This is a genomic window from Epilithonimonas bovis DSM 19482, assembly GCF_900108115.1.
GTDB lineage: Bacteria > Bacteroidota > Bacteroidia > Flavobacteriales > Weeksellaceae > Epilithonimonas > Epilithonimonas bovis.
This window is the reverse complement of record NZ_FTPU01000009.1, coordinates 84520-104472: the sequence shown is the minus strand read 5'-3', so window position 1 is coordinate 104472 and position 19953 is coordinate 84520. Positions and strand designations below refer to the sequence as shown.

At 38.4% G+C, this 19953-nt stretch carries 18 protein-coding genes and 1 pseudogene; 6 read left to right on the top strand and 13 right to left on the bottom strand.

The genetic code is table 11. From position 1 onward, the window contains the following. The 3 genes and pseudogenes from B0B05_RS05720 to rpsA all read left to right on the top strand — a co-directional run. A pseudogene (locus B0B05_RS05720) lies at window positions 1-262 on the top strand (IS4 family transposase); the annotation flags it as partial. Between the two features lie 131 nt (window positions 263-393). Continuing rightward, window positions 394-603 (top strand): helix-turn-helix domain-containing protein, encoded by a 210-nt coding sequence (locus B0B05_RS05715; RefSeq protein ID WP_076782559.1) that lies wholly within the window; start codon window positions 394-396, stop codon window positions 601-603. A 323-nt stretch (window positions 604-926) separates the two neighbouring features. After that, complete coding sequence (rpsA, locus tag B0B05_RS05710; protein WP_076782556.1) at window positions 927-2723, top strand: 30S ribosomal protein S1; 1797 nt, start codon at window positions 927-929, stop codon at window positions 2721-2723. Window positions 2724-2829: 106 nt separating this feature from the next. Here the strand turns inward: rpsA and B0B05_RS05705 are convergent, their stop codons facing one another. After that, a complete protein-coding gene (locus tag B0B05_RS05705; RefSeq protein WP_143745953.1) occupies window positions 2830-3066 on the bottom strand; it encodes a YtxH domain-containing protein in 237 nt (78 codons plus the stop codon). Window positions 3067-3327: 261 nt separating this feature from the next. Then, complete coding sequence (locus B0B05_RS05700; RefSeq protein WP_076782554.1) at window positions 3328-4632, bottom strand: glycosyltransferase; 1305 nt, start codon at window positions 4630-4632, stop codon at window positions 3328-3330. A gap of 89 nt (window positions 4633-4721) precedes the next feature. Here B0B05_RS05700 and B0B05_RS05695 point away from each other — a divergent pair, with 89 nt between their 5' ends. Both B0B05_RS05695 and B0B05_RS05690 read left to right on the top strand, forming a co-directional pair. Beyond that, a complete protein-coding gene (locus B0B05_RS05695) occupies window positions 4722-5645 on the top strand; it encodes a bestrophin family protein (protein WP_076782550.1) in 924 nt (307 codons plus the stop codon). After that, window positions 5645-6205, top strand: a complete 561-nt coding sequence (locus B0B05_RS05690; RefSeq protein WP_076782547.1) for a pentapeptide repeat-containing protein — start codon at window positions 5645-5647, stop codon at window positions 6203-6205. Before B0B05_RS05695 ends, B0B05_RS05690 begins: the two co-directional genes overlap by 1 nt. A gap of 107 nt (window positions 6206-6312) precedes the next feature. Here B0B05_RS05690 and B0B05_RS05685 read toward each other — a convergent pair whose 3' ends face one another. After that, window positions 6313-9177 (bottom strand): TonB-dependent receptor plug domain-containing protein, encoded by a 2865-nt coding sequence (locus tag B0B05_RS05685; protein ID WP_076782544.1) that lies wholly within the window; start codon window positions 9175-9177, stop codon window positions 6313-6315. Window positions 9178-9363: 186 nt separating this feature from the next. On the opposite strand from B0B05_RS05685, the gene ggt reads away from it, so the two are divergent. Beyond that, window positions 9364-11052 carry a gamma-glutamyltransferase gene (gene ggt / locus B0B05_RS05680; RefSeq protein ID WP_076782540.1) on the top strand — a complete coding sequence of 563 codons (1689 nt, stop codon included), beginning with the start codon at window positions 9364-9366 and terminating at the stop codon, window positions 11050-11052. Window positions 11053-11106: 54 nt separating this feature from the next. On the opposite strand, the gene B0B05_RS05675 is transcribed toward ggt, so the two are convergent. The 10 genes from B0B05_RS05675 to nadE form a co-directional block, all read right to left on the bottom strand. Continuing rightward, window positions 11107-11562: an Hsp20/alpha crystallin family protein gene (locus B0B05_RS05675; protein WP_076782537.1), complete on the bottom strand. Its 456-nt coding sequence runs from the start codon at window positions 11560-11562 to the stop codon at window positions 11107-11109. 176 nt (window positions 11563-11738) lie between these two features. Beyond that, window positions 11739-13310, bottom strand: a complete 1572-nt coding sequence (rny, locus tag B0B05_RS05670; RefSeq protein WP_076782533.1) for a ribonuclease Y — start codon at window positions 13308-13310, stop codon at window positions 11739-11741. Between the two features lie 321 nt (window positions 13311-13631). Continuing rightward, window positions 13632-13919 carry a cell division protein ZapA gene (locus B0B05_RS05665; protein WP_076782530.1) on the bottom strand — a complete coding sequence of 96 codons (288 nt, stop codon included), beginning with the start codon at window positions 13917-13919 and terminating at the stop codon, window positions 13632-13634. 2 nt (window positions 13920-13921) lie between these two features. Continuing rightward, window positions 13922-14224, bottom strand: a complete 303-nt coding sequence (locus B0B05_RS05660; protein ID WP_076782527.1) for a hypothetical protein — start codon at window positions 14222-14224, stop codon at window positions 13922-13924. 229 nt (window positions 14225-14453) lie between these two features. Beyond that, window positions 14454-15266: a type IX secretion/gliding motility protein PorT/SprT gene (gene porT / locus B0B05_RS05655; protein ID WP_076782524.1), complete on the bottom strand. Its 813-nt coding sequence runs from the start codon at window positions 15264-15266 to the stop codon at window positions 14454-14456. After that, a complete protein-coding gene (ubiE, locus tag B0B05_RS05650; RefSeq protein ID WP_076782521.1) occupies window positions 15267-15992 on the bottom strand; it encodes a bifunctional demethylmenaquinone methyltransferase/2-methoxy-6-polyprenyl-1,4-benzoquinol methylase UbiE in 726 nt (241 codons plus the stop codon). Window positions 15993-16040: 48 nt separating this feature from the next. Continuing rightward, window positions 16041-16613, bottom strand: coding sequence for a hypothetical protein (locus B0B05_RS05645; protein WP_076782520.1), 573 nt, complete (start codon window positions 16611-16613; stop codon window positions 16041-16043). Window positions 16614-16710: 97 nt separating this feature from the next. Further along, window positions 16711-17748, bottom strand: a complete 1038-nt coding sequence (gene ribD, locus B0B05_RS05640; protein ID WP_076782517.1) for a bifunctional diaminohydroxyphosphoribosylaminopyrimidine deaminase/5-amino-6-(5-phosphoribosylamino)uracil reductase RibD — start codon at window positions 17746-17748, stop codon at window positions 16711-16713. Between the two features lie 487 nt (window positions 17749-18235). After that, the gene (locus B0B05_RS05630) at window positions 18236-18886 is read right to left on the bottom strand and encodes a hypothetical protein (RefSeq protein ID WP_076782511.1); all 651 of its coding nucleotides are present in this window, start codon (window positions 18884-18886) and stop codon (window positions 18236-18238) included. A 217-nt stretch (window positions 18887-19103) separates the two neighbouring features. Further along, window positions 19104-19895, bottom strand: a complete 792-nt coding sequence (gene nadE / locus B0B05_RS05625) for an NAD(+) synthase (RefSeq protein ID WP_076782507.1) — start codon at window positions 19893-19895, stop codon at window positions 19104-19106. Window positions 19896-19953: the final 58 nt, after the last annotated feature.

The window sequence follows — 19953 nt, the reverse complement described above, 5'->3', positions numbered from 1 at the left end:
CATTAAACAATTACTTCATATAAAATCTTTTATCGGAACTTCAGAAAATGCGGTGATGATACAAATTTGGACTGCCTTGATTACCATTCTCATCCTTAAGGCTTTGAAGGCGCAATCAAAATTCGACTGGTACTTATCCAATTTGGTAGCTTTTATACGACTGAATCTCTTTGTTAAAATCGACTTGCAAAAATGGCTAGATAAACCCTTCGAGGAGCACATAGAACCACCACCAAAATTCCAGCAGGGGGTTCTATTTTAAAAATTGGCAAATTTCAATGGATAAACACAATGAAATAGTCTAAATAATGTATGATAAATTTTATTTAGGACAGGATTGGTTTTTAATGAAAAATAATTTTTTAATTTTGTTATTCACAAATGAACTAACTAATGACCGAAAAAGATTTTGGCTCTAAGATAAAAAAGTTACGTGAGGAGAAAAATATGTCTCAAGAAGAGTTAGCTATTCAGCTTAACATCTCCCAAAGTAAACTTTCCAAAATAGAAAATGGAAGATTAAAGGCAAATATGGTTTTAATCTTAGGTGTTTGTAATTGCTTTTGTGTTGAAGTGACTGAGTTTATCAGTCAGTTTGTTTAATGTCATCTTATAAAATAGCCCCGATAATAACGGTTACCCCACAGCAAGCGATGGACAAAAGCCCTGGCGCGAGGAGTAATAGTGGATAGCGGGAAATAGCTCCTAAAAATTCGCATAATATTTATTTGATTATCAGTAAGTTATAATTAAATTCAAGTTCTTTGAAAATATTGTTCATTTCAAATATTTTTCTTAATTTTGCACCACTTTTGTGAACGCACTTTGGGCGAAGTAAACCATTAACAATTAACAACTTCCGTATTTTTCAGGATTCACAGCAAAGCCAAAGTCTGAGTAAATAGGAATACAAATTTTTTTAGAAAATGTCAAAAGAGACAAATTCAGCAGAGGTTCTTTTGAACCAAAACGTAGCACCAGAACAATTTGATTGGGAATCTTTCGAATCAGGACTTAACGCAGAAGACAGAAGCGAGAAGAAAGAGTTGGAAGAGATCTACAACGGTTCTCTTAACGATCTTACTGACAATGATGTCATCACTGGTAAAGTGGTAAGATTAACTGATAAAGAAGCGATTGTTGATATCAACTTCAAATCAGAAGGTGTTATTTCTCTTAACGAGTTCCGTTACAACCAAGGCCTTAAAGTAGGTGATGTGGTAGAAGTAATGGTGGATAAGAGAGAAGATAAATCAGGACAGTTACAGTTATCTCATAAAAAAGCTAGAACGCTTAAAGCTTGGGATAAAGTAAATGAACTGCACGAAACCGGAGAAATCGTAAACGGTTTTGTAAAATCAAGAACTAAAGGTGGTATGATCGTTGACGTTTACGGTATCGAAGCATTCTTGCCAGGTTCTCAAATCGACGTTAAGCCAATCAAAGATTACGATCAGTTCGTAGGTAAAACTATGGAGTTCAAAGTTGTGAAAATCAACCCAGAGTTCAAAAACGTAGTAGTATCTCACAAAGCATTGATCGAAGCAGATATCGAAGGTCAGAAAAAAGAAATCATCGCGCAGCTTGAAAAAGGTCAGGTTCTTGAAGGTACTGTTAAAAACATCACGTCTTACGGTGTATTCGTAGATTTAGGTGGTGTTGACGGATTGATCCACATTACAGACCTTTCTTGGTCTAGAGTGAACCATCCATCAGAAATCCTGGAAGACGGACAAACTGTAAAAGTGGTTATCCTTGATTTTGATGATGAGAAAACAAGAATCCAATTGGGTATGAAGCAGTTAGAAGCTCATCCTTGGGATGCTCTGTCTGCAGATCTTAAAGTAGGTGACAAAGTAAAAGGTAAAGTAGTCGTTCTTGCTGACTATGGTGCATTCGTAGAAATTGCTCCAGGTGTAGAAGGATTGATCCACGTTTCCGAAATGTCTTGGTCTACTCACTTGAGAAGTGCCGGAGATTTCGTAAAAGTTGGTGACGAGGTAGAAGCTGAAGTATTAACTTTGGATAGAGAAGACAGAAAAATCTCTTTGGGTATGAAACAATTATCTAAAGATCCTTGGGAAAATATCGAAGCTAAGTATCCGGTAGGTTCTAAGCATGTAGGAACTGTCAGAAACTTCACAAACTTTGGTGTATTCGTAGAGTTAGAAGAAGGTATCGACGGTTTGATCTACATCTCTGATCTTTCTTGGACTAAGAAAATCAAGCATCCATCAGAATTCTGTAACGTAGGTGATAAATTAGATGTTATTGTTCTTGAGTTAGATACTCAGGCAAGAAGATTATCTCTAGGTCACAAACAATTGACAGAAAACCCTTGGGATAAATTCGAAACTAAATATGCTGAAGGTACTGTTCATACAGGTACTGCAGTAGAAGTTCACGACAAAGGTGCTTCTGTACAGTTCGAAGATGCTGAGGTAGAAGCATTTTGCCCATCAAGATTATTAGAGAAGGAAGACGGATCTAAAATCAAAAAAGGTGAAACAGCTGAATTCAAAGTAATCGAATTCAACAAAGAGTTCAAAAGAGTTGTTGTTTCTCATACAGGTATCTTCCGTGATGAAGAGAAGAAAAACGTAAGAGAGTCTAACAACAGATCTCACAGTACATCTGCATCTTCTAATAACGAAGAAAGATCTACACTAGGTGATATCGATGCATTAGCAGAACTTAAAAGAAAAATGGAAGAAGGTAAATAATTTACCGAATCTTTTCTCAAAATAAAAACCGCCACATTTGCAAAAATGTGGCGGTTTGTTTTACAAAAAAAGCCGGAAAAATTAATTTTTCCGGCTTTTTTTATTTTTACTGAGCAGATTGCTGAGCTTCGTTTTTCAGCTCTTCAGCTTTGTTTTTCAGTTGATCTACAGTGTCATTGGCTTTGCCTTTTAGGTCGTTACCAAATTTTGTAAGATTATTCTTTGCTGTGTTGATGGTATCTTTCACTTTTTGCTGATCTTCAGGAGAAGATTTTTTGTATTTCCACCAAGCTAAAGCGCCCAATCCTAATAAAGCTAATAAGCCGTTTGTCTTATTTCCCATGATTTGATTTTTTATATTAATAATTTGATTTATAAATATAATAGAAAAATGCATGCCATCATTACCAAATAGATAATATTTTTTTTGGGCGTGTCCTTTTGTTTTTCCAGGCTCCATCCCATGCAAAAACAAGCAGGCCGCGCTGTCCGTTCCTATCTTTTTATTTTTTCACAAACCTTGATTTTTTGACAGATTGCTTCAGGTAAAAAATAAAAAGGATAACCACTGCCATCGCTCACGCGCTGCGCCGCAGACTGAGGTTTACAGCAGGTTGTCCATCAGTCCTGCCAGTTTTTCGCTGAGAGCACGCCGGCTGAATTCACTGATGTTGGCAGCGTTGGTAATCGGTTTATCGTTTTTCCAATCTTCATACAAAGAAAAAATATAGTCTTTTACAGAATTGGTTTCTGTATAATCAAAATGCTTTCCCGCATTGATTTTGGATAAGATTGTCTCGACATCAGCATTAGTTGGCCCAAAGGAGATAATTTTTTTTCCTGTGGCCAGGTATTCAAACAATTTTCCGGGGATAATCCCTTTAGAGCTTTCACTAGGAAAATTGGTAATCAGCAGAAGATCAGAGTTTTGCATTTCTTGGACAGAATCGTTGTGAGAGAGATAACCAAGATTTCTAATATTATTTTTCAAAACTGAGCTCTCAATCTCATTCAAAATTTTATCATCTACTCGCCCCACAAATTTTAGTTCAAAATCTTTAGCAAAATCAGAATTGGTTTTGCATAAATTCTCTAACGCTTTCCAAAGATTCTCAGGATTTCTCAATTGTTCAAGAACCCCAACATAACTCAATGTAAAATTTAATTTCCCTTCTGTCGCACTAAGCGGAGTCGAAGTGTTTTCTTTATCAAATCCGTTTGTAATGCAGTAGGCATTTGCGCCGTTTTTCCGGAAGTTTTTGGCGTCGGTATAACTTGTGGCTAGCGTGATATCCGCATTTTCAAAAACTGCCTTTTCAAGTTGTCTGTGTTTTTGGTCTGCCCATTGGGTTAATTTCAGGTGTTTGTAGTAAGAGATTTCTGTCCACGGGTCACGGAAATCGGCGATCCACTTCAGCTCCGGCAAATCTTTTTTGAGTCCTAGCCCAATCAGATGCAGACTATGGGGAGGCCCGGTGGTTACCAAAACATCAATCTTATTCTCTTTAAGATATTTTTTCAGGAATTTGACAGACGGTTTTACCCAGAATTTCCTGGCATCAGGAATGAAAAAATTACCCCGGATAAAAATTGAAAGCTTAGAAAAAAACGACTGGTTTTTACCGACATCAAACTGCCCACCTTTGTATTTTTTGTTGCTCTTGCTTAGTTTTTCAGCAATCTGATAGGGTTCCCAGATATTGGTTTTGATAATTTTCAGATGTTTTGGGACTTCGTTGAGTAATGTTTCGTCAACCAAGGGATAACTCGGATTTTCCGGTGTGTAGATAATCGGTTCCCAGCCAAACTCGGGGAGGTATTTGGCAAACTTCAGCCAGCGCTGTACACCGGGGCCGCCCGCAGGTGGCCAGTAATAAGTGACAATTAAAACTTTTTTTTGATTTTCCATTTCAGAATTTCTTCATCCTCGTACAATTCTGTAAATTTATCTGTTTTTTAAACGTCCTACAATACAAGGCTCTGTAATTTGATTTTAAAATGATTATTAGACAAAGAACCAACTGGTTCAGAATGCTTTTTATCTGGAAAGGTTCTGTTTTGCGCAAGATTATCCCTCAACTGGCAATGATTACTTTATTTTCATTGGTGATTTTATACTTTAAAGGGAACATCTATGAATACAAAGTTCATCTTAATCCTGCCATTTTTACGCTTTTAGGTCTCTCTTTGGCAATATTTATGGGGTTTTGCAACTCTGCCAGCTACGACCGTTTTTGGGAAGGCCGCAAGCTTTGGGGATCTTTGGTCATCGAAACAAGATCTCTGACACGCGAGGTTTTGACATTGATCAATGATGACGAACCAAACGCAAAAGATAAAAAACAGGAATTCGTCAGGATGATTTCTGCTTTCTGTTGGGCGCTCAATTATCAGTTAAGGAACAAAAATGCAAATGAAAAGCTTAAGAATCTTCTTTCTGCAGAAAACTTTGAGCGTGTAAAGGACAAAAAATTTAAACCGGTTATTTTGCTTGATTTGATGGGAGCGTGGCTTAACAGACAGAATCAGGATAAGAAGATGGATACGATCGTGCTGGCCTCCATCGATAATCAGCTCAATATGATGTCCCAGATTATTGGTGGTTGTGAAAGGATTGCCAATACACCGCTGCCGTTTGCCTACACTGTATTGCTGCACAGGACAGTTTATTTATATTGCTTTTGGTTGCCATTTGGTCTTGTAGATGTGGTGGGATGGATGATGCCTGTAATCGTCCTTTTTATCAGCTATACTTTTATCGCTTTGGATGCCATAATCCAGGAGATTCAGGAGCCTTTTGGCGAAGAGGAGAATGACCTGGCTCTTAATAGCATTTGTACAACCATTCAGTTTTCTATTTTTGAGCAGGCGGATATAAAACAACCGACGCTGGACGTACCAACCCAATATTTTATAGATTAATGGATTATTTTGCTGAACAGACTTTTACAAAAGTTACTACATCCGAATTTATCAAGGCTGATTATAATGACTGTATTTTTGAAAATTGCAATTTTGCAGAGCAAGATTTATCAGGTTACCAATTTTCTGACTGCGAATTCCGGGATTGTGATTTAAGTAACGTAAAAATTCATCAGGCGGTTTTCCGGGATGTGGTTTTCAAAAACTGTAAGATGATTGGGGTTAATTTTGAGGATTGCAATCAGTTCAATATCTCCTTCAGGTTCAATGATTGTATATTAGACCATTCATCATTTTACCAGTTGGATGTTCGCAAAACAGTTTTTAAAAATTGTACCATGCGAGAGGTAGACTTTACCGAAAGTAATTTGTCAAATTCTGTTTTTGATCATTCAGATCTTTTGAATGCAGTTTTCGAAAGATCGGTGCTGGATGGTACAGATTTTAGGAATGCAGAGCATTTTTCTATTAATCCTAATCAAAATCAACTCAAAAAAACCAGGTTTTCAAAAGATAATCTGATGGGATTGCTGGATCAGTTGAATATTGTGATAGAATAATTTGACTTGATTATAACTGAAACAAAAAACCCGAGAAGATGTTATAAAACACTGCTTCTCGGGCCAAATAATAAAAAATTGTTTCTTGGATTTTAAACTATCTTTTCTTAAAAGTCAAAATTGATTCTTGCAAAAAGATAGCGGCCGTTCATCCCAAACTGGGATACGTTTCTGGAATAGACAAACTGATCGGCATTAGATAAATCGTATGATACCGGTGCACCATACACAATTTGCCCATCTGTAATCCCCGTTGCGCGTGATACTTTTGCGGAAGTATAGTTATGTGCCGGATATACATCAAATAGGTTGTTGGCGCCTACTACAAGCTGTACGGATTTTGTAAAACTGTAGCCTACAGAAAGATCTGTAATCACACGGGCAGTCCAAACAGGATGTTCAATTTCAACAGGTTTTCCATTGACGATGATCGCATCAATCCTTCCGTCTTTGTTGGCATCGCCGGCATTAGGATCCGTAATTTTTCCAAAAAATCCATTCCTGACAAAGAAGCTGAAATCTCCCACTTTTAAACTGTGGGCGAGATTCATTTTGGTTCTTGGGATGGCTTCTTCCAGGTAAACACGGGATGATTCTGAGAAATAATTGTTGATATAACCGTTGTTGGCCAGGATATCTGAAGCATGGATGCCGCCAACATTGACCGTTTTGTTGATATTCATCCCAAAATCATTGGTTAAAGATACCTTTTCGCTAAAAGTGATTTTGTGGCTGATGACCAGATCAAGGCCTTTTGTTTCGGTATCAATAGAGTTAGCGAAGAAAATAGCCTGGCTGGCTCCAACTGCATCAAACTCTTTTTGAATCATAGCCAATTGAGAGCCGTTAGGAAATGGTCCTGTAGGTCTGGCAAAAACGTCTGTGAGTGTAATCCTGTCCTTGATTTTAACAAAATAACCATCTGCGGTAAATGTCAGGTTGAGTGACGGGATTTTATAAGTGAAACCAGCAGAATAGGATTTTGATTTTTCCTGTTTTAATTCGGATCCTATCAAAGCATTTTTAATTGGAGAGCCATCCGCAAACGTGGCTACCTGATAACCTACGCCTGCAATAAACTGTGTAGATACGTTGCTGAAGTATTTTTGCTGTAAGGATGGTGCACGGAAACCGGTTTGTGCAGCAGCTCTTACGTTGAGATTATCCAGAAGCTTATACCGTAATGCTAACTTATAGTTGAAGGTAGATCCAAAATCCGAATAATTCTCATATCTCAAAGCAACATCTGCAAGGAATCTTTTGGTAAAATTAAGTTCTGCATCGGCATAGATGGCTTCGCTGGTTCTGTTTTTATTGATGGCATTGGTAGGTGTAAAACCCGGGAACACCTGGCTGCCTGCCGGCCTGTAAGCTCCAAAAAAATCTGTAGGAAACGATGTTATAGGCGTGCCGTCATTGGTATAATGAGGGTTGCCGCTTACGTCGTATCGTGCGTAGGAATCTACATCACCAGCGGTGATTTTATAATTTTCAAATCTTACCTCGCCACCAAAAGCTAAATTAAGCCCTGCTAGGACATCAAATGGTCTCGAAATATCAAGATTGATTGTATTCTGACTGAAACCCATTGTACCGGCATAGAATTCGGAAGGAGAAGCAAATCGCATCGTGGTATTGCCAGTATTTTTGATATCGTATCGGAAGCTGTTTTTACCAAAGGTATTGCTTAGGTCAACAATCCATTCGCCCATTTTACCTTTGGCTCCTCCAACAAATGAAATATCCTGAATGGTAGAACCAATTTCTGGTAAGAAACCATTAGGATAAATGCTGGAAAAAGTATTGGCTTGCACAGGTCTTCGGTAGAATCCGGCAGAGTTACCACCCCTGTAACCATAACCACCAAAAGCGTAAGCTTTCCAGTTTTCTCCCAAAGGGACTTCTGCATTGGCAAAAAGCTGCCCACTTCTAAGTGAAGATTGCCCAACGCGCATGTTAAAATCTTCTCTGGTAAGGCCACGGTAAGCTAATTCGTTATTGGTGACATCAGCACTTAATAAGCCTTGTAATGTACTTATGCTGGTAGCGTCTTGTATTTTTCCTTGAGTTACGGGATCTAGGTAAGTAACTTGTTGTGCATACTGATGGATCGCATTGATAATGGTTGAAGCGTTAGCTGACGAAACAGTGGTGATATTGGTGAAATAATTGTTAAAATCAAAACCATTTTGTCTTGCACGCCCTTCTATAGCATTAAAGATATTATATATTGATCCACTATAGGCACTGGCTCGGGAAGTCGGGTCGCGGTAAACAGCAGAAGCTGTTAGGTTAATAAATCCTCCTTTATTGCCAATTTTCGCACCATAATTAAGATCCACTTGATAATTTTCACCATCTACACCTCCTGTCAGGTTATTAGATTCTGATGAGAAGTTAGCACCTGCCGTTAATGCGCCTGATAATCCGTTGGTTGATCTTTTTAAGTTTAGGTTGATGACACCCGCAATGGCATCGGAACCGTATTGGGCTGCTGCACCGTCTCTTAGAACTTCTATTTTTGAAAGCGCAAAAGCAGGGATAGCATTGAGGTCGGTCCCAACAGAGCCTCTTCCCGGTGTCCCGTTAATGTTAACGAGCGAAGAGGTATGCCGCCTTTTACCATTAAGTAAAACCAAAGTCTGATCAGGCCCTAATCCGCGCAATTGTGCAGGATCGATATGGTCTGTTCCGTCAGCTACAGTTTGCGTATTGGATGTAAAGGATGGCGCAACAAAGTTGAGTATTTGGTTGAGGGTTGTTTGAGGTGATTCTTTAGCAATTTTTTGGACATCAAAAACATCTACAGGTACAGGTGTATCTGTTTTAATTCTGCTGCCTGCTCTGGATCCCAAAACAACAACTTCCTCGATACTTTTATCCTTTGTAGAATCTGTGACTTGTGCAGACACTTCGGAGATAGCAAAAAAGATGATTCCTAATGTGATAATCTTTTGGTAATTTTTCTTCATAGTATAAATTTTAAATAAAAGTAATAAATAAAATTATACATTAAATAATATTAATAAAATAAAAGTAAATTAATTTTAATTAATATATATAATTAGTAATATATAACTAATGTTTTATGTTAAATTAACTTTTTTAATTGTTCTGATATTTTATTAGTTCAATGATTATCTTTGATAAAAAATTATATGAAAAAGAAATTCTTTTTATTGCTGGTTCTTAACTCCACTTGGATCTTTGCCCAGTATACCGATATTAATATTATAAAAGAAGTAAAGGTTAAAAACAAAGGTGTGGTAGTTTCTGCGCATCCACTCGCCAGTGAGGCTGGTGCTAAAATACTGAAACAGGGTGGTAACGCCTTTGATGCGGCTATCGCAACGCAGCTAGCTTTGGCGGTAGTTTATCCTCAGGCCGGCAATATTGGAGGTGGTGGTTTTTTGGTTGCTGCAACGGCTGATGGAAGAAAGCTGGCTTTGGACTACAGGGAAACTGCACCATCTAAAGCAAGTTTCGATATGTATTGGGATAAGCAGGGAAATGCCAACACGGATCTTTCCCAGAACGGAAGGTTAGCAGTAGGAGTGCCTGGGAGTATCTCCGGGATGTTTGAAACGATGAAATATGCACAGCTGCCATTCTCAAAACTCATAGAACCGGCTATTGATTTGGCTGCAATAGGTTTTGCAATCACAGAGCAGGAGGCAGGTTTGCTCAATGCACACAAAAATGATTTCCTGAAACATAACAAAAATACAGTGGCCTTTGTAAAAAATCAGGATTGGAAAACAGGCGACCTTCTCATCCAGCCAGAATTGGCAGAGACGCTTAGAAGAATCCAAAAATCAGGAGAAAAAGAGTTTTATGAAGGAAAAACGGCTCAACTGATCATTGATGAAATGAAAAATGGCAACGGAATCATCCAGTCTGCTGATCTCAAAAATTATAAAACGAAGGAGAGAAAGGCTTTGGTTTTTGATTACAAAGGCCATGATATTGTATCAATGCCTTTGCCGTCCAGCGGTGGCCCTCTGTTGGCTCAGATGTTGAGAATGGCTTCTTATGAAGACCTTTCAAAATATCAACTTAATTCTGAAGAAGCAGTGCAGATTATGATAGAGGCAGAACGCAGAGCTTATGCAGACCGTGCGGAATATATGGGCGACCCGGATTTTATACAGGATAAAACCCAAATGCTGATATCGGATGAGTATCTTAAAAACAGATGGAAGTCATTCAATCCGAAACAGGCAACACCAAGCAAAGATGTCGGTAAAATTATGAACGCTCAGAAAGAAAGCACGGAAACCACTCATATATCTATTCTTGATAAATTTGGAAATGCTGTTTCTGTAACGACCACTCTTAATGGTTTATATGGAAGTAAGACAGTGGTATCCGGCGCGGGTTTTTTCCTGAATAATGAGATGGATGATTTCTCTATCAAGCCGGGCGTTCCTAATATGTTTGGCGCTGTGGGTGGCGAAGCCAACAAAATACAAGCGGGAAAAAGGATGTTATCATCTATGGCTCCAACAGTGGTTTTAAAAAATAATAAAGTTAAAATGGTTGTTGGTACACCGGGCGGAACTACTATACCAACATCGGTTTTTCAGGCGATTGTGGATGTCGTAGATTTTGGTCAGAATGCCAATTTTGCTGTTAATGCCCCCAAATTTCATCACCAGTGGCTACCGGAAGTTGTAAAAGTCGAAAACAACTTCCCTGAAACAACGATTAAAGCATTGGAGAAAAAGAATTATAAATTCGAGAAGATTAAGCAAATTGGCAGGACAGAAGCCATCCTTGTTGATGAGAATCAAAATATCCATGCTGTTGCAGATGGGCGAGGCGATGACTCTGTAGGAGTAGAATAAGAGAGAGTTTGAGTTAATATTGAAAAAAGGCTTCCAATTTTGGAAGCCTTTTTATTATTGAATCTCAATAAGTTTAGGTTCTTGCTTTCTTGCTTTTTCTGTTTTCGGGATGTTGAGTTTCAGTACACCATTTTCATATTTTGCCTGGATCCGTTCCTCATCCACAACATCTTTTGCCAGCTCAAAACTACGCGAAAAAGACTGGTAGCTGAATTCTTTTCTCATATATTGGCCGGTTCTGTCTTCTGTTTCATTTTTTTTGGTAGATGAAATTGTCAGAAGATTACCTTCCAAAGTGATCATGAAATCTTCCTTTTCCAATCCCGGTGCAGCTACTTCCACTTCAAAGCAATCATCAAGTTCCTTGATGTTTACAGATGGAAGTGTGGTTCTTGTTGAAGAAAAATTATTATTGCCCCAGTTAAAAAGTTCGCGGCTGAAAAAGTCATCGAACAATGTTCTCGGACTGGCAGGGAACAAATCGCCAGTGTTTCTTTTTACAATTGACATAACAAACTGATTTTAAAAGGTTAAACAATATTTTTTGTAAACTCAATTCCATAAATTCCAATGGTATGCCAACTGTTCTTATTATGAAATTCTGTCATTTTAGGTGAAAATTTGTCATTCATGAAAAAAGGCTTCCTTATTCGGAAGCCCAATGTTTTTATATTATGAAATTTTGATTATCTTGCGATATTCACGGCTCTTGTTTCTCTGATGACCGTTACTTTTACCTGTCCCGGATAAGTCAGTTCATTTTGGATTTTTTCTGAGATGTCATAAGACAATTGGTAAGCGTTTTCGTCATTTACTTTCCCGCTTTCTACCATAACTCTCAGCTCTCTGCCGGCCTGGATGGCGTAAGCACTGGATACACCGTCAAAGCTTAATGCAGCCGCTTCCAGATCTTTTAGCCTTTGGATATAAGATTCCAAAACCTGTCTTCTTGCGCCTGGTCTCGCACCGGAGATGGCATCCGCTACCTGAATAATCGGTGATAAGAGAGAAGTCATCTCAATCTCGTCGTGGTGAGCACCAATAGCATTGATAACTTCGGCATTTTCACCAAATTTCTCAGCCCATTGCATACCCAAGAGTGCGTGAGGTAATTCAGATTCCTGCTCAGGAACTTTCCCTATATCGTGAAGAAGACCGGCTCTTTTTGCTAATTTAACATTCAGTCCTAATTCTGCTGCCATGGTTGCGGCAATGTTTGCCACTTCTCTGGAGTGTTGCAGTAAGTTTTGCCCATAAGAAGAACGGAACTTCATCCTACCAACAATTTTCACCAATTCAGGATGCAAACCATGGATACCAAGATCGATAATCGTTCTTTTACCAACTTCTATAATTTCTTCTTCGATTTGTTTTCTGGTTTTTTCCACTACTTCTTCGATTCTTGCCGGGTGGATTCTGCCATCGGTTACCAATCTGTGTAGGGACAATCTGGCGATCTCTCTCCTCACCGGGTCAAAACAGGAAAGTAAAATAGCTTCCGGCGTATCGTCCACGATGATTTCTACACCAGTTGCAGCTTCCAGCGCCCTGATATTTCTACCTTCTCGCCCGATAATTCTACCTTTGATCTCATCAGACTCGATATTGAATACAGAAACCGAGTTTTCTACCGCCTGTTCTGTTCCAATTCTTTGGATAGTTTGGATGACGATTTTTCTCGCTTCGTTTTTCGCATTCAGTTGGGCTTCCTCCATAATGCTTTGGACGTGAGCCTGGGCTTTGGTTTTAGCTTCCGCTTTTAATGATTCCACGAGTTCGTTTTTGGCCTCTTCAGCAGAATAATTGGAGATTTTTTCCAGCATTTCTACTTTTTGTGCCGTTGCAACATCCAGGTCATGCTGTTTTTTCTGTACAATGTCCAGCTTTTTGTTGTAGTCTGCCAGTTGTCTTTCCAGATCTTTTTCCAGTTTTCCGGCCTTGCTCAGCTCATCATTGAGTTTGCTTTCTTTGTCTTTGATTCGTTTTTCAGAATCCTGCATTTTTTTCTCCCTTTGCTGGATGTCTGCATCGTGTTGAGACTTAAGCTCGAGAAATTTTTCTTTGGCTTGCAGTTGTTTTTCTTTTTTTACTGCTTCTGCCTGCACATTGGCTTTTTCTATAATGTTTTCAGCGCTTTTTTTAGCATCTTCTATCATGTATTTCGCTTTGGAATTGATGGCGCTTTTCCCAAAGAAAAGTCCTGCCACGGCTCCGATGATAAGTGCTACAACACCGATAATAATGGTAATTGTGTCCATAAATTTATATATATTGAGTTTTAATTGTCTCTTTTTAATTGTTTGAAGTCAGATGATTTTCATTCTTCTACAAAGATTTTCTTTTTCCAATTTTTAATAAACTTCCATCAACCAGCTTCTGACCTCTGACGGAAAATAAAAAAACCTACAACAGTTCAGTTATAGAGTAAACTCCATAAAAACACGATTTGGACTGATTTTCATTATCTGTAATCTGCGCAGGGCAGCACGCCATCTAATGAACTTTTGTCCGGTAATTTTTAATTGTTGAGTTTACTTCTTTGTGTTAGAACTATTGTAGGCAACTTGTAAGCTGATAAATTACTTTTCCAGCTGTTCCAGGAGTGTATTAATTTTGGTAATACGCTCGTTTGTATTTTTTATATTTTTCTCGTTGTTTAAAGAATATACTTCTGCATTGGTTCCCAGTTTCAAAGCGCACATGGCAAGAGCATCCTGTTTATCTCTTACATCAAAGCTGGCCTCAAAATCCTTAATCATTGTTTCTATTTGCTTGCCCACCTTACGAAGGGTTTCTTCTTCGGCAGCAGGGACATTCAGCGGATAATTACGTCCGGCAATATTGATGGTGATTCTTCTAAAATCCATTGTTATAAACCGTTGTTTTGTAACTCGGAGACACACATGTCAATTTCTTTTACCAGCCTGTTGATATGGTTTTTCATCAGCCGGTTGTGTTCTGCGTTTCCTGATATTGCTGAATAGAGCTTTAATTCTTTATTTTCTTCTACTAATATCTGGTTTCTGCGTTTTTCTTCGGCATAATCTTCTTTCAGTTTTTGCAATTCGTCTGACAATTCTGCATGTTTTTCGGAAAGATTCCTGTAGCTTTTGTACAGACTGAGAATCTTTTTCTCCAAAACAGAAAAATTGTTTTCTAATTCGCTTAGCATCACCAGAGTTAATTCTAACTTTTACAAAAATAGGAAAAATTAATGATGATTGTACAGGATATTACGCTTTTCTGTTAACAGAATTGTTTCTGTTTGATTGATAAGTGTTTAAAGTTTGTAATTCTTATCTATAATATTAAAAACAAACTGTTTTTGGGCAAGGTCACAATGTGGCGTAGCGGATGGGCACGCCCAAATAAAAAGAGCTTCGGGGAAAGCTCTTGGGTTGTTATTCAAATTTCAGGACAAACATAAATGCCCTGGTCTGCATGGTGGAGATGGCCGGCGTCCAGTAGGGTGGCGTAGTGGCCTTGTCCTGTACCAGCTCGTTATTGGTGAAAAATGTCCCCCTAATGGCCGGTGTCAGCTTGAAACGGCTAAAGTAGAACTGGATGCCAATCTCGGCAGACCAGCCGAAGTTGTGCGTGGTGGTGCGGAATGTATTGACACTGTTGTCTCCTTCTGAGGTTTCGTTGGATTGCAGGTTCATCAGATAATTGATGCCAGCTGCTGCATAGGGTCTTGAGTTATACCAGCGGTCACCATGGATTTCCAGTAAAATTGGCACATCCAGATAGGTGGATTTAACGGATTTGTTGGTATGGGTGATATCCGGATTGGTTATCACATCGGTGTAAGTGCCGTCTGGTAAAGGATAGCCTCCCGGATAGAGGTTGTTGACATGATCAAAGGTATTGAAGGTTAAATCTCTTTGTACAAAATGTAAACCCGGTTCTATCCTAAGATCAAAAAACTCATTAAGGCGCATTTTACCAATAAGCCCCGCTCCGAAACTGTAAGTAGCTTTGGAGTCTACCAGGTTTTTGTTACCGTCCATCCCAAAAGTCGGGTTAAGCACCATCTTGTAATCGAAATTGTTGCCGGCCAGATAAAATCCCCAGCTGAATTTTTGCAAATCAAAATCCTCCAGGTGATCCTGCCTGTCTTTTGTCTTAAAAAGGTTATTGAAGGTCTGTGCCTGAGCATTGGTACCCAGGACTATTACAAACAATGAGACGATCTTGATAATGCGCTGCTTCATCTATTTGGTGGCTTTATAAATGGTGGCTATTCCTAAACTTAATTTGGTGTATTCTACTTTTTTGAAACCGGTTTTCAAAAGGATGGATTTCATTTTTTCTCCAAAAGGAAAGGCATTTACAGAATCCGGCAGGTAAGTATAAGCTCTGTTATCTTTGGATACCAGTCGCCCGATAGCCGGCAGTATATTCTTAAAATAAAACATGTAAAACGGTGCTAGAAAGCCTTCAACTTTAGAAAATTCTAAAATGTAGATGCTTTTGTTTTCTTTAACGACTCTTCTCAGTTCTGACAATCCTTTTTCCAGATCTTCAAAATTTCTTACTCCAAATGCAACGGTAACACCATCAAATTTATTGTCCTCGAAAGGAAGTTGCTCTGCATCGCCTTTTTGCATGGTGATTTTGCTGTCGAGGTTCAGTCTCTTGATTTTTTCGATTCCTACATTCAGCATTTGCTGAGAGAGATCCAGCCCCACTACATGCGCATTGGTCCCTTTTTGCACAGCAATGGCAAGGTCTCCCGTGCCTGTTGCCACATCCAGGACCAGTTCAGGTTTATCTTTTTTCAGCATATCTACCAGTTTGTTTCTCCAGAGCACATCTATTTTCATTGATAAGACATGGTTAAGAAGGTCATACTTAGGCGCGATATTGTCAAACATATCTTCTACCTGGCTTTTTTTGCTGTACTCGGTATTATAGGGTGTTACTTTATTGTGATCCATTTTTATTATTGATAGATGATAAGTGATGAAAAATTTTTTACACTGATATCAAAATTTATAGTAATTCTTGTAATAATTGATAAAATCCTGTTTTCTGAAAATCTTTGAACGGCTCTCTACCTTTGCTACATTCTTGATAACACGGTCATAATCCTCATCCAGATTGTAGTAGAAATCCTCTGTATACAGGCGGTTGGTTTTCTTCACATCACCGATATAGATCTTATTATCAATCTCAATCCCGGGTTTTGTAGCCATCAGAGAATCCTTGTTAAGGCCATAGCCATAGTACTGATTGTTGATATAATAATCTTTGTGAGTGATATTGATAAGGCCTCTGATTTTCTCAACCGTAAAGGCAGAATCGTAAATCATGCGCTTGTTTTGGTCAAAAACCTGAATGTTATTTTTACCCTGGTTAAGATCTACTTTCAGGTACTGGCCGGCCGAAAGGATCTTTTGCTCGCCATTGTTGATTTTGAAATAGTAAGTCTCCGGAGTTGGGTTGTCTACCAGGTAATAATTGCGTTTTGCAAGGAACAGGAAATAGATACCAAAGGCCAAAACTACCGCCAGGACGGAAAAAATCAAACCTTTTACAGGCGCACTCAGACTTTTCATAAGAAGATTTTATTATTTCAGCAGGTTTTTTAAGCATCCTGTTGAAGATGCGAATTTAAGGAAAATTTTTTCAGCCTCGATTGATAAAAATTTGATATTAATCAAACGCAGAATTACTGAAAAATAAAACCTCAGTGTCTCTCAGGTTTTCGGTTTTTTGAGGATTAAATTTAAAGTCCGGCGCTTGGGTTCCGTTTTCTAATATCAGGTTTGGGTTTTTAAGGATAATGGCTTCATCCCAAAGGTTTTGATCGATGAATTGCTGCAGCGTGAATCTTCCGCCTTCTATTATGACAGACTGGATTTGTAATTCGTAAAGTTTTTCTAAGATTGTAATAAGAGAATTTTCCTTTTCAATCTTAATAAAGCGGATGTTTTTCTCCACCGAATTCTTTATCGAGTTTAGAATAATGGTTTCAGCTTCCTCATTATAAATATTGAAATTCTCAGGAACTTCCAGATTATGATCGATTAAAATCCTAATCGGGTTTCTGCCTTCCGTTTCTCTCACCGTAAGGCTTGGGTTATCATGCAGTGCCGTGTTTTTTCCAACTAATATTGCGTGTTCTTCACTTCTTAACTGATGTACAAACTGTTTCGAAAGCGAATTGCTGATCTGATAAGGCCTGAAATTTTTATCCATAAAACCATCCGCAGATTGTGCCCATTTCAGGATAATGAAAGGCCGTTTTTTCTCGTGGTAAGTGAAAAATCTTTTGTTGAGTTCTCTGCAATCTTTTTCTAAAATGCCAGCAACAGCCTCAATCCCGGCGGCTGTTATGATCTTTTTCCCTTTTCCGTTTACCTTGTCATGGCTGTCCATAGCGCCAATTACCACTTTTTTAAAGCCTAATTCCACAATCTTCATTGCACAAGGCGGCGTTTTCCCAAAATGAGCGCAGGGCTCCAGAGAGACATAGATGGTAGATTCGGGGATCAAGTGTAGATCTTCATCTTTTATAGAATTGATGGCATTGATCTCTGCGTGCGCTTCACCGGCTTTTTTGTGAAATCCCTCGCCGATAATCCGGTTATTATAGACGATCACCGAGCCAACCAAAGGATTGGGGTAGGTTTTCCCTAATGCTTTTTTCGCCAGTTCTGTACAGCGATTGATGTAATGCTTGTCAATCATTTATATAATAAAATCAGCGATTAAGAATCCTAAGAAAATTATTGAATTTTCCTTAGTGAAAAATTTGTGTTTTGAAAAAAAGAATGTTGCTGTAATGACGAATAAACTATTAAATATTATTCCAAAGAAAAAGTTATAGAATATCACTTTTGCATCGCCTTCGTACGCGTGGCAAAACCGATCGACATTATTAAAACTGAAATAAATCCCCAATAATAATGTGTAAAATAAAAATACAATATAATTAAGGATAAAATACTGTTCAATTTTTGAAATAATTGATTTTTTCATAGACTTATATAATAAGTTGAAAAAAAATAATATTAAAAAATTGATCAAAATAAAAATAGCTTTTCCGTAAGCAAACCAACCAAAATAATAGCATATTTCAGAAAAAAAATATTTTGTAAGTATATTCCATATAATAATGATTGTAAAAGCAATGATACTTTTAGATAATAATATTTTCATTCAAATCACATTACTATCACTTTTTGGCTTCTAAAGCGGTCGGTTTGTAGGTTATTGGGGGAATGGCAGTTTTAATCACCGCTTCCATCAGCCGGCTACGGTCTTTTGATAAGGATTTTACAGCATATTTCAGATCGCCGGATAACCTTTTGGAATACGAAAATATGACAAATGTCTTTTTACCGGCAGTCTCCAGATTTTTAAAACGATCAAAGTTATATTCTGCATAAGATTCGCCTTCTTTTGGTACGACCGTTACCAGGTAATCTACGATAATCTCTTTGCCATCAGGGCTTTCGGTCACGTTAGTGAAAGAATATTTGTCTTGGGAACGATCTTTTCGGTTTTGGACATAATCTACCTTTTGCCTTACAGCATTATCAAGATCAATTTCTTTATCAAAATAAGAAATATTGATGAGTTCTTTGTAATTCTTAAAATCATCATCCCGCAACATATACTGCTGTTGCGCCCACGTTGGCGAGTTTTGTTTGCTCCATGTCAGAAAATATTCATTGCTGTCAAAAGTCAGCGGCCCTGGGATATTCAGCCGGTCAACAGTTTCTGTTGGGCTTGTAATGTTCTCTTCTTTTTGGGTTTCCTGAGCGCAGAACAGTGCGGAAATTCCCATACAGAAAGAAACTGCAAGTAGATTTTTTATTTTCATATTAGATATTTGTTTATTTCAAAGCTTATATGCAATCGCCTGATCTTCATTGGTGTTGATATTACTCTTTTGATATTTTTAAATCGAAGTTCGATGACAACGGAACTCCCCAATCATTGCAATATCGTACATCTCGAATTAGGCCAACCACAAAAGCAAAACTATAGGAAAATCTGTTTCAGTATTTACTTTTTCACTTTTGTGGTTGATGGACCTTTTATTTCAGTTCCTTCGGGATTTCGCAAACAGGGATTGGATTCATCTTATGTTGCGTTGCTTTATTGAGTTTCAGGTAAATTTCCATCGCTTCTTTTTGCCTGCCCTCAAAATCTGTTGCGGTTTTCCCGTCAGCCTGTTGTTCCATCGCCCATTCCAGTTCCGGGTAAGTGGCGCCCATCTGATCTTCATCCGTTTTGTCAGCATCCCAAAGGCCATCTGTAGGAGCTGCTTTTTGGATACTTTCCAGGATATTAAGCTCTTTTGCGATCTCATAAACCTGAGTTTTGTAGAGGTCTGCAATAGGAGAGATGTCCACACCGCCATCCCCGTACTTGGTGTAAAAACCAACACCAAAATCTTCTACTTTATTGCCTGTTCCCGTTACCAGAAGGCCGTTCAGCTGACCGTAATAATAAAGTGTCACCATTCGGAAGCGCGAGCGGGTATTGGCCAGCGCAAGATTTTTGCTCCAGGCTCCTTCCTTGTAATCGTTGACAGTAGTTTCAAAACTTTCAAAAACATCTGTAAGGTTGACTGTAAAACCTTCCACATTAGAAAAATTGGCTTTCAGGAATTCGATATGATCCTGCGCTCTGTCCACCTGATCTGCCTTTTGGCGGATTGGCATTTCCAGAACCAACGTTTTCAGCCCGGTTTTCGCCGCTAATGTAGAAACCACCGCGGAGTCAATCCCTCCGGAAACTCCTATTATAAAACCATTTACCTTTGCGTTTGTCGCATAATCCCTTAGCCAGTTGACGATATGATCGATTACTTTTTGTGTCTGCATTCTTTTATTTTCAAATTAAAAATTTCAATTTTTTGGCGTGCCCTTTTTGTTTTGGGAA

Excerpts from the sequence above, each read along its gene's own strand:
- B0B05_RS05715 (WP_076782559.1), top strand. The coding sequence starts at position 394 with ATGACCGAAAAAGATTTTGGCTCTAAGATAAAAAAGTTACGTGAGGAG.
- rpsA (WP_076782556.1), top strand. The coding sequence starts at position 927 with ATGTCAAAAGAGACAAATTCAGCAGAGGTTCTTTTGAACCAAAACGTA.
- B0B05_RS05705 (WP_143745953.1), bottom strand. The coding sequence starts at position 3,066 with ATGGGAAATAAGACAAACGGCTTATTAGCTTTATTAGGATTGGGCGCT.
- B0B05_RS05700 (WP_076782554.1), bottom strand. The coding sequence starts at position 4,632 with ATGGAAAATCAAAAAAAAGTTTTAATTGTCACTTATTACTGGCCACCT.
- B0B05_RS05695 (WP_076782550.1), top strand. The coding sequence starts at position 4,722 with ATGATTATTAGACAAAGAACCAACTGGTTCAGAATGCTTTTTATCTGG.
- B0B05_RS05690 (WP_076782547.1), top strand. The coding sequence starts at position 5,645 with ATGGATTATTTTGCTGAACAGACTTTTACAAAAGTTACTACATCCGAA.
- B0B05_RS05685 (WP_076782544.1), bottom strand. The coding sequence starts at position 9,177 with ATGAAGAAAAATTACCAAAAGATTATCACATTAGGAATCATCTTTTTT.
- ggt (WP_076782540.1), top strand. The coding sequence starts at position 9,364 with ATGAAAAAGAAATTCTTTTTATTGCTGGTTCTTAACTCCACTTGGATC.
- B0B05_RS05675 (WP_076782537.1), bottom strand. The coding sequence starts at position 11,562 with ATGTCAATTGTAAAAAGAAACACTGGCGATTTGTTCCCTGCCAGTCCG.
- rny (WP_076782533.1), bottom strand. The coding sequence starts at position 13,310 with ATGGACACAATTACCATTATTATCGGTGTTGTAGCACTTATCATCGGA.
- B0B05_RS05665 (WP_076782530.1), bottom strand. The coding sequence starts at position 13,919 with ATGGATTTTAGAAGAATCACCATCAATATTGCCGGACGTAATTATCCG.
- B0B05_RS05660 (WP_076782527.1), bottom strand. The coding sequence starts at position 14,224 with ATGCTAAGCGAATTAGAAAACAATTTTTCTGTTTTGGAGAAAAAGATT.
- porT (WP_076782524.1), bottom strand. The coding sequence starts at position 15,266 with ATGAAGCAGCGCATTATCAAGATCGTCTCATTGTTTGTAATAGTCCTG.
- ubiE (WP_076782521.1), bottom strand. The coding sequence starts at position 15,992 with ATGGATCACAATAAAGTAACACCCTATAATACCGAGTACAGCAAAAAA.
- B0B05_RS05645 (WP_076782520.1), bottom strand. The coding sequence starts at position 16,613 with ATGAAAAGTCTGAGTGCGCCTGTAAAAGGTTTGATTTTTTCCGTCCTG.
- ribD (WP_076782517.1), bottom strand. The coding sequence starts at position 17,748 with ATGATTGACAAGCATTACATCAATCGCTGTACAGAACTGGCGAAAAAA.
- B0B05_RS05630 (WP_076782511.1), bottom strand. The coding sequence starts at position 18,886 with ATGAAAATAAAAAATCTACTTGCAGTTTCTTTCTGTATGGGAATTTCC.
- nadE (WP_076782507.1), bottom strand. The coding sequence starts at position 19,895 with ATGCAGACACAAAAAGTAATCGATCATATCGTCAACTGGCTAAGGGAT.